We start from the raw sequence: 5604 nt of genomic DNA, 5'->3' as shown, positions 1-5604 counted from the left end.
TTGGACTGAATCTATTTTTGGTTTTTCCATGCTCTCCCAAAGACGAAACCTTAAATCCGCAGATATTTCTGACACAGAACCTGCATGAAGTCTTATGGGTAAAGGATTCACAGAATTAACACACTAGTCCCCGTCTGACTGTGTTGGTACTTACTTTTATCCCACGCTCTTTATCCAGTTTTTCTGCTAATTGCTTACTGTTATAAGTTCTTGCTTCTTCTTTCAAGCATTTTTCCAAATATTCAATGTCAGCTTCCATCAATTTTGGCTTTCTCCCTCGACCTGGTAACTCATGGAGTCCTTCTATTCCTTCTTTTTCCCACTTATTCAACACAAGTCTTACTGTTTGCTCTCCCCAATCAAAGTGAGCTGCTATTTTTTCCACATACCAACCATCTGCATTTAATCTGATCACTTCACCTCTATCTTTTACTTTCTGTGGTACTTTCGCTGTTCTCAGGTCAAACAACTCTCTATCTTGTTTTTTTGTTAGGAATATCCTTAACCTTGACCCCATATTTACATCACCCTAATATATGTTTTTCCGTATTTACTTATCTTTACACACCTTTAATTTTTTTTGCTTACCTACTTACTCCAAATGCGATCGCTCGGTTGTGCTTTGCGATCGCTCTGACAACCCACAAAATCGGAAATGCGATTCCTACGGAGCGCTTCGCTATCGCTCTCAAAACCCACAACACCGGAAATGCGATTCCTACGGAGCACTTCGCTATCGCTCCATCTTGCTTAAAAAAATATTACTGAAAAGCCTAGTGGTCTGTCAATTTTCTAATTGTGGATAAAGACTTAGAGTAAATAACCACTCCATTCCCTCACAACTCATAAATTTATGCTTGACAGACCACTAGGTATAGCTAGTTGTAGACATCGCTCACATATAACACTCAGCACTTCAGAGGTAAGCTGTTACTGTAGTAACCAGTATTTCTGAAATTTTGAGTAAAAGAGAGTTAAAAGATGTCAGATCACAAATCTAGCGTAGAACAATATGTACAAGCAATCAGTGAAAGTGGACTATCCATATATGATTATATTGAAGTTGGCGATCGCAATCTTTGGATACCAACACCGGATTTAGAAATATTAATTGATGTAGCTTTAAGGGCGATTTCTCTGCAAGGTTTACCTCTAAGAACTCGCTCTAAGTTTGTGAAAGAACTTATATGTCAAGCTCTTGGTTATCCAATACCCAATTCATTCAAAAAAACTAAACCTCGGTTTCCAGGTCAATTTTTCGATACTTACATTCAAAAGTCTAATAATTTGCAGATTTGGAATGATGAAACTGAAGCAACAAGAAGATATGTATTAATCAGGGTGAGTAGTGATGATTTGATCACCAAGGTGAAAGCTGTAACAGGAGATACCCTGGCAAAACTTGATACTACAGGAACTCTAACTCAAAAGTATCAAGCAAAACTATTAACTGGACAAGTTGATGCAGAATTAGTCACTAATCAAGATTCCAATTTGCTTTTACCCTTTCTTAATAAAAACGTTGATTTACAATTAGTTACTAGCCCTATTAATTACCCTGGATTGGGAGAAATATTGCCAATTGAAGAAATTTTTAATTGCTTACGGCAGCTAATTGGACAATCTATAGTTCATATTGGATATGACCAAGAACGCAATCGTGGAGCAGCATTGCATAGGCTTATCTGTCAGCAATTAGGCTATCAAAATTATCAAGATGATGGGCGATTTCCTGATATCCGTCACCAATTACTAGAAGTAAAACTTCAAACTTCATCAACAATTGACCTTGGATTAGTTTGTCCAGACAGTACAAATCCTCTGGATGTACCAAAGATAGGTGATTGTCAAATTCGTCATTGTGATGTGCGTTATGCTATTTTTTATGCTGTTAAAAGTGGTAAAAATCTTATACTCACAAAGTTTTATCTAACAACAGGTGAGAGATTTTTTAGTAGATTTCCCCAATTTCAAGGAAAAGTCCTCAATAAGAAATTGCAAATACCGTTACCGACTAATTTCTTCGATAGCTAATCCAAATGATTCCCAAATCATAGCATCTAATTCTCTCCAAGTTATATCTGCTTCTATGGAGGGAATTAGATTGTAGATATCTTTAGCTTTTTGAATAATTGCTCTACCTATATAACTTTGAGGATTAGGGATAGGAAAATGTTCAACATATTGGGTTATAAAGCGTCTTCTTCCAGCATAGAGCTTATTATGAAAACGGTAGTCATAGAAATTTTCAATAAAAGTGGAGTTGGCAACCGCTACAGCTAACCATAATAAATCTATATTCTGGGGATTTTTACTCATCAACCAATAACAATCCCCATTAATTACAGAACCACTTAAATCAATCCAAAAAGTAGGCTTTTCAGAAATATCACGGAATACTAATTTAGGATATTGCCAAGCTGACGGATCTTGAGGAACCCAAATTTCATACCATTTTCGCCCTGCATTAATAACATATTTCCGATCTTCAAGTTGAGTACGGTAAAGTTCTAAATATGCTTTACTTCGAGGATATAAAGAAATATCTACTGCATTTCTATGACCTTCTATTACTTCATGAGGATAAAGAATTTGTTTAGGCTGTTTAGTTTCAATAGGTTTAAATTGTCTAGCAATATGATGAGTAGTCAATGATTTTAAAAGTTCGGGTTTTTCTACTTCAGACATTTTCTGCCAATCAGAGCGAATAAATACTTTATCAGCACAAGTTTTTACCCCAACTCGAATATCTCCAATATCACGAAAAGTTGCCCAAGTATGAGACTCAACTGTTTTCAGCCAACTATCAATTTTTGCTGTTGTAATAGACCAAATTCCGCCATTATTTATATTACTATTGAGTTCCCCGTGTTGTACTAAAAAATTTCTGCCATCACTAATTTTTATATTTCCTTGTTTAGATATAGCTTCAATGGGATTATCCGCAAATTCTTGAGCAGGATTTTTAGTTTCATAAATAGATGTAAAAGCAGTAAAATTTTCTTTTAGTGTATTTCTACCTTCAACTAAGAGGACAGCAGGTAAAACTGCGGCTGAAAATAGCTTTGTATCTCCCAAGTCCCATACATGACGGATATTAAAGTTATTTAAGATAGCTTTCCTGACTGAAATTCCTGATTTCACAGTCATAAACCGATTAGAAGTAATGATTCCAGCTACACCTTGAGGATCTAGAACTGAGGCAATACATAGAATAAAAGCATAGTAAATATCTACGCGACCTGATAAACCAAATTCCTTGGCAATTTTTTGAGCTTGTGTTCCTCCTATAATTTGTGTGCGAACATAGGGAGGGTTAGCTATAACTACATCATAGTATTGATCCAAAACTGTTTCAAACAAGTTAGGCGTTTTATATTTATCTAGTTGCAAAGAAACATCATCTAGGAAGTTTTTATTCCAAAAATTACAATTTATGTGGGGAAATTCCATTTTAATTTTATTTCTTGCAATTTCTAGAGCGTTAGAGTTAGTATCAAAACCATATATCTCTACATTAAAACTTCCCAGATGTTTTAAAGACCTTAATAAGCTAATTAATAGTTGTCCATCACCTACTGCGGGATCTAGAATTTTGATAGGAGATATAAATTTTTTCTTGTTAACGACATCTACTATCTGTTTTGCTACGAAATCTGCTAAAATTATTGGCGTGTAAGTAGCACCATCTCTTTTTTCTTCAGAAACATTCTGATATCTACTTTTAGGTACACTTTGAAAACAAGCTTTCATACTTCAGTTCTTTTTTAACTATACTCATTAGTTTTTATTATATGCTAAAAGGGAAGTTAGCAGAAAAAATCAGTAACACATTTATCAAAAATCATGTATCCCCATTGACACTAGGGACAAAATAGGGTAAATAAAAGAATAAATCCTAACAAAAAACCCATTTATCTAAAATTTCCCAGGGCAGAAATAGGGCATAAAAAAATCAAAATTTCCAACCAATTGCATTCACAAAAACCCTAGACAAAACAGCTTAATCTTCACGGATAGGCATAGCAAATCCACCGCATACAACGTCACCCAATACGTCGTAAGATACGAAATCTAAGTCTACGTAAGCACCGTTTTCTTCTAGGAAGTTAATAGCGGTGATAATACCACGACCAGCACAACCTACACCGGGTTCTGGACCACCGGATTCCACGCATTTAACGTCGCGGAAACCTTTGAGCATTACTTCATGAAGTTCTAGGTCTTCAACAGATCCTCTTTCAGCAGCCAAGTGAAGAACGGTTGTTTGAGCCTTGGAGTGAAGCATCAAACGGGTAGAGTTATATTAACAATATGGGCAATATGAGGAATGATGATGAAAGCAGGTTATGTGAGGGTTTCCACCCGTGAACAGGATGAAGGCAATGCTTTGGAACAACAAACAGCACGAGTAGAAAGGGCGGGTGCTATTGTCATCTTCTCAGATGTTGAGTCCGGGCGCAGCGACAAGAGGAAAGAATTTAATAAAATGATTGCTCAGTGCAAACAAGGCAAGATCACCGAAGTCATCTGTACGAGAATTGACAGACTAGGACGCAGTGTGGTGGGGATTCACAAGGCGATCGCCATCTTTGAGGAGTACAAAGTCAAACTCACGGTTTTGGATGCCCCCGTTGACCCATCTTCCCCCTTTGGCTGGTTTTCTGTGAATCAGATGGCTGGATTGGCTGAATTTGAATCTAGGCTACTTGCGAATCGGATCAAAAATGGTATGAACTTTTTTAGAGAGCAGAAAAAGGCTTCTCCCCGTCCACCTTTTGGGTATTGTCGCGTGGATGAAAAGTATGCTCCTGATTTATCTGAGATGAATGGAATTAGTAAATGGGCGATCGCTCACAAGATGATTGAATATTTCCTCGGTGATGGGGCTACATTGAGGAGTACGGGTCAATATTTACTGCAAACTTATCATCTCAAGTGGACTGCTGCCGGACTGCGTTACTGGCTTTTAAACCCCGTACTCAGAGGGTGTACCGCCTATAATATCAAAGACAATTTAAATAAACCTGAGAACTGGGATGTTCATGAAAATACTCACCAACCTTTAATTAGTGAAAATATATTTAAACGCATAGTTGGAAAACTTGACGAGAATAAATCTAAATACAGCTACGGTAGGGACAAAAAGGAAACAGAGATTTTCCCACTAGCGGGGCAGATTATTTGCGCTGACTGCGGTTACAAATGCTTTTGTAAGAAACGAAACTCGACATATAGAGTCCGCTGTAAAAAGCATGAAAACATGGGAAATGATTTTTGTAGCAACAAAATTAGTACCTATCTACCAGATATTATTTTGGCAGTAGATCAAACCCTAGTAGAACGGCACAGGGAAATTAAGGAATATGCAATTACAAATTCAAATGTGGAAACACAGGATAGCCCGGAATTGATTGCTAGACAAGAGCAACTAAAAGCACTGAGACTTTTACCTAAAAACCCAATAATTCAAGATGCCATTGACCAAACAATTTTAGAGATAAATAAAATCAAACAAAAAGAAACCGTAGTCAATAAAATCAACAGCGAACTATTTGATATTCTTGCGTTTTGTTGTAGCAATATTAATTTTTGGGATGAAAC

At 36.6% G+C, this 5604-nt stretch carries 5 protein-coding genes and 1 pseudogene; 2 read left to right on the top strand and 4 right to left on the bottom strand.

What is annotated here, in order from left to right:
- Nucleotides 1-115: 115 nt before the first annotated feature.
- Together IQ228_RS19695 and IQ228_RS19690 are read right to left on the bottom strand one after the other, a co-directional pair.
- On the bottom strand, nt 116-469 hold the full coding sequence (locus IQ228_RS19695) for a helix-turn-helix domain-containing protein (RefSeq protein ID WP_160170651.1): 354 nt from the start codon (nt 467-469) through the stop codon (nt 116-118).
- Nucleotides 470-588: 119 nt separating this feature from the next.
- Complete coding sequence (locus IQ228_RS19690) at nt 589-729, bottom strand: hypothetical protein (protein ID WP_160170652.1); 141 nt, start codon at nt 727-729, stop codon at nt 589-591.
- A 252-nt stretch (nt 730-981) separates the two neighbouring features.
- Between IQ228_RS19690 and IQ228_RS19685 the strand changes: the two genes are divergently transcribed.
- A complete protein-coding gene (locus IQ228_RS19685) occupies nt 982-2034 on the top strand; it encodes a restriction endonuclease (protein ID WP_193964061.1) in 1053 nt (350 codons plus the stop codon).
- Here the strand turns inward: IQ228_RS19685 and IQ228_RS19680 are convergent.
- Nucleotides 2008-3753, bottom strand: a complete 1746-nt coding sequence (locus IQ228_RS19680; RefSeq protein ID WP_193964059.1) for an N-6 DNA methylase — start codon at nt 3751-3753, stop codon at nt 2008-2010. The genes IQ228_RS19685 and IQ228_RS19680 overlap by 27 nt on opposite strands.
- Before the next feature lie 256 nt (nt 3754-4009).
- A pseudogene (nifH, locus tag IQ228_RS19675) lies at nt 4010-4303 on the bottom strand (nitrogenase reductase); the annotation flags it as partial.
- Nucleotides 4304-4330: 27 nt separating this feature from the next.
- Between nifH and xisF the strand changes: the two are divergent.
- Nucleotides 4331-5604, top strand: a 1274-nt coding sequence (xisF, locus tag IQ228_RS19670; protein WP_193964057.1) for a fdxN element excision recombinase XisF, incomplete at its 3' end; no start/stop codon positions are given.

This window comes from Dolichospermum sp. LEGE 00246 (assembly GCF_015207865.1).
Lineage (GTDB): Bacteria > Cyanobacteriota > Cyanobacteriia > Cyanobacteriales > Nostocaceae > Dolichospermum > Dolichospermum heterosporum.
This window is presented reverse-complemented; position numbering and strand designations above follow the sequence as displayed.